This window comes from Streptomyces prasinopilosus (assembly GCF_001419695.1).
GTDB lineage: Bacteria > Actinomycetota > Actinomycetes > Streptomycetales > Streptomycetaceae > Streptomyces > Streptomyces prasinopilosus.
In genome coordinates this window covers 1-3,637 of record NZ_LIRG01000585.1, presented here as the reverse complement: position 1 = coordinate 3,637, position 3,637 = coordinate 1, and the positions used below count along the sequence as shown (strand labels likewise).

At 74.0% G+C, this 3,637-nt stretch carries 3 protein-coding genes; 2 read left to right on the top strand and 1 reads right to left on the bottom strand.

The genetic code is table 11. From position 1 onward, the window contains the following. Positions 1-904, top strand: a 904-nt coding sequence (locus AOK18_RS22735; protein WP_055695544.1) for a S1 family peptidase, incomplete at its 5' end; no start/stop codon positions are given. A 68-nt stretch (positions 905-972) separates the two neighbouring features. Here the strand turns inward: AOK18_RS22735 and AOK18_RS22730 are convergent. After that, a complete protein-coding gene (locus AOK18_RS22730) occupies positions 973-2,028 on the bottom strand; it encodes an ABC-2 transporter permease (protein WP_055695543.1) in 1,056 nt (351 codons plus the stop codon). A gap of 657 nt (positions 2,029-2,685) precedes the next feature. On the opposite strand from AOK18_RS22730, the gene AOK18_RS22725 reads away from it, so the two are divergent. Further along, positions 2,686-3,546: an esterase/lipase family protein gene (locus tag AOK18_RS22725; RefSeq protein WP_055695542.1), complete on the top strand. Its 861-nt coding sequence runs from the start codon at positions 2,686-2,688 to the stop codon at positions 3,544-3,546. Positions 3,547-3,637: the final 91 nt, after the last annotated feature.

Genomic DNA, 3,637 nt, shown 5'->3' with positions numbered 1-3,637 from the left:
CCTCGGCGCCGACGCGGCGGGGACGTACTACGACGCGAAGAGCAAGCGCCTCGTGGTGAACGTGCTCGACGAGGCCGCCGCCGCAACCGTCGAGGAGGCCGGCGCCGAGGCGAGAGTCGTGGCGAACTCCCTCGCCCAGCTGAGGAGCGCGCGCGCCACGCTCGAGCAGGACGCGACGATCCCGGGCACCTCCTGGGTGACCGACCCGACCACCAACAAGGTCGTCGTCACCGCGGACCGCACGGTCTCCGAGGCCGAGTGGGCCGAGCTGACGAAGGTCGTCGACGGACTCGGGGGGAAGGCCGAACTCCAGCGCATCAAGAGTGAGTTCACCCCGTACGCCGCGGGCGGCGACGCCATCACCGGGGCCGGCGGACGCTGCTCGCTCGGCTTCAACGTGACCAAGGGCGGCGAGCCGTACTTCCTCACCGCCGGGCACTGCACCGAGGGCATCACCACCTGGTCGGACTCCTCCGGCACCGTGATCGGCGAGAACGAGGCGTCCAGCTTCCCGGGCGACGACTACGGCCTGGTCAAGTACACCTCCGACGTGGACCACCCGAGCGAGGTGAACCTCTACGACGGCTCCACGCAGGCGATCTCCGGCGCCGCCGAGGCCACCGTCGGCATGCGGGTCACCCGCAGCGGCTCCACGACCCAGGTGCACTCCGGCGCGGTCACGGGCCTGGACGCCACCGTGAACTACGGCAACGGCGACATCGTCAACGGCCTGATCCAGACCGACGTCTGCGCCGAGCCCGGCGACAGCGGAGGCTCGCTCTTCTCGGGCGACAGCGCGGTCGGCCTCACCTCCGGCGGCAGCGGCGACTGCACCTCCGGCGGCACGACCTTCTTCCAGCCGGTGACGGAGGCCCTCTCGGCGACCGGCACCCGGATCGGCTGAGCGCACACCGCACGTGAAGTCCCGCCCCGGATCCACCGGGGGCGGGACTTTTGCGTGTGCGGTGGCGGTCAGGCCGTCCGCGCGGCCGGTTCCGGCTCCCGCCGTCCGTGGCGCAGTCCGGCGGCCGTCGTGATCACGACGCCCGCGAGCGCCCACGCCGACAGCACGAGCAGCGCCCCGGTCAGGTCGTTGCCGTCGAAGTACGCGATCGAGCGGGCCGCCCAGACCCCCGCACCCGGCGGCAGCGCCGGACCGATCGCCTCCCAGAACGGCGGCAGCATCGGTGGCGGGAAGGCGCCGCCCGCGCTCGGGTTGCCCGCGATCACCACCAGCAGGATCGCCAGCCCGATGCCCACGATCCCGAAGACCGCCTCGAGCGCGAGGGTGGCGGCGCCGACGGCGAAGGTCACCAGCGCGCCGAGCGCCCACAGGGCGGTCACGCTGCCGGGCAGCGCGTCCAGGACCGGCCCGACGACGACCGCGCCGCCCAGACCGCCGACGATCGCGACCAGCGCCATCACGATCAGCCGGATCACCGCGCGGCGCGGGTTGGCGGGCCGGGAGCCGGCGCTGATCGCCAGGATCGAGGCGCACAGGTAACCGCCGACGCACCAGCCGACGACCAGGTAGAAGGGCGACAGTCCGTCGAAGTCCTGTCCCGCGGCCGGCACCACGTCGACGGTCCGCACCTGCCGCCCGTCGGCCGCCTCCACCCTAGTGACGAGGCTCTGCAGGGTGGTGGCGAGCAGGGTGCCGCCGCCGGAGGCGACCAGCAGGGTGTCCGCCCCGCTCCCCGGGTTCACGACGAGGGCGCCGTCGACGTCGCGGTCCATGATCTGCTTCCGCGCGCTCGCCTCGTCGGTCACGGGCCGCGGGTCCAGGGGGGAGCCGGGCAGCCGTTCCAGCCGGGCCACCGTCCGCGCGGCCGCGGCCGGGGGCGCGGCGACCGCGAAGGGTACGTCCGTCGGCTTCGGGGCGTGCAGCGCCCCCACGTAGGAGGCGATGAACAGCACCTGCAGCGCGATCACGCCGAGGACGAGCAGAAAGGCGCGCGGGGTGACGGCGGTCTTCACCTCGTCGAGGAACGAGGTGCGGGACGAGTCGGCGCCGGCGGTCTGCGTCATGCCCCCATGGTCCCGGGGGCCGGACGCCCGCACAGGTGGGAAGGGGCCGAACGGATGCCGTGTGCACGTTCGAGAACCGGTCCGCGGTGAGGGGAAGCGGCCGGAGCGGACGGCCGGCGGCCGCCGAAGGGCGTCGGACCTCACGAGTGCGCAGGGCGCGCCCGCCGGGCTTCCCGTCTCTGTGCCGCCGTCTCCGGCTCCCCTTCCTCACCCTCGGCCGCGGCGCCTCTCGCCCGGAGCGGCCGGCCCGGCGGTGAGACGGTCCGGCGGTGAGCCGGTCCGCGGGGTCGTGCCGAACGCCGGCCGCGTCCCGTCGGTGCGCTGAGCCCGACCGGTCGCGCCGGCCGAGCCGGGGCCGGTCCGCACGCGGGCGGCGGAGGAGGCGGCGGAGGAGCCGTGCGCGCACGGGCGGGCGTGCCCGGTGAGAGCGAGGGGATCCGTGCGCCGCGCGACCCCCGCCGCACGCCGCGCCCTGCTCGGCGAGCCCCTATCACTTGCGGCGCCCGTCGCGCCGGGTGCCGCCGGGAGTTTTTGCCGGACCGTAACTTCACTCTTGCACTACCCACCCGTAACTTGACGAGTGAACAGCATCCTCGTGATCCGGATCACAGGGCGTTCTTTCGCCGCAACTCCCTTGAGCCGTAAGGAGATCACCCGATGCTGCCCTGGAGACGAACACTCGGTCCGCTGCTCGCGCTGCTGCTGACCGCCGCGGTCGCGCTGCTCCCCGCCACCACCGCCCACGCCGCGGGGGCGCCCGACTCGGGCTGGAACGACTACTCCTGCAAGCCGTCCGCGGCCCATCCCCGCCCCGTCGTCCTGGTCCACGGCACCTTCGGGAACTCCGTCGACAACTGGCTGGGCCTCGCGCCCTACCTGACCCACCGCGGTTACTGCGTCTTCTCCCTCGACTACGGCCGACTGGCCGGTGTCCCCCTCTTCCACGGCCTCGGCCCCATCGACGAGTCCGCGCGGCAGCTCGACGCCTTCGTCGACAAGGTGCTCGCCGCGACCGGCGCGGCGAAGGCCGACCTCGTCGGGCACTCGCAGGGCGGGATGATGCCCCGCCACTACCTCAAGTTCCTCGGCGGCGCCGCCGAGGTGAACGCCCTCGTCGGGATCGCGCCCAGCAACCACGGCACCACCCTCGCCGGCCTCACCCGCCTGCTGCCGTACTTCCCGGGCGCCGGGGACCTGCTGAACGAGGCGACCCCCGCCCTCGCCCAGCAGATCGCCGGCTCGGACTTCCTCACCCGGCTCAACGCGGGCGGCGACACCGTGCCCGGCGTCCGCTACACCGTCATCGCCACCCGGTACGACCAGGTGGTCACCCCGTACCGCAGCCAGTACCTGAGCGGTCCGAACGTGCGCAACGTCCTGCTCCAGGACCTGTGCCCGGTCGACCTGTCCGAGCACCTGGCGATCGCGCTGACCGACCGGATCGTCTTCCACGAGGTCGCCAACGCCCTCGACCCGTCCCGTGCCCGCCCCACCACCTGCGCCTCGGTGTTCGGCTGACGCGTGCGGCCGAAGCGGGCCGCCGGCCCGCGTGCGCGCCCGCGCGCATGCCGGGGCCCGTCCGGCCTGAGCCGCCGGACGGGCCCCGGCG

Bases quoted from the DNA above. Each gene is read 5' to 3' on its own strand.
- AOK18_RS22730 (WP_055695543.1), bottom strand. From the start codon at position 2,028: ATGACGCAGACCGCCGGCGCCGACTCGTCCCGCACCTCGTTCCTCGAC.
- AOK18_RS22725 (WP_055695542.1), top strand. From the start codon at position 2,686: ATGCTGCCCTGGAGACGAACACTCGGTCCGCTGCTCGCGCTGCTGCTG.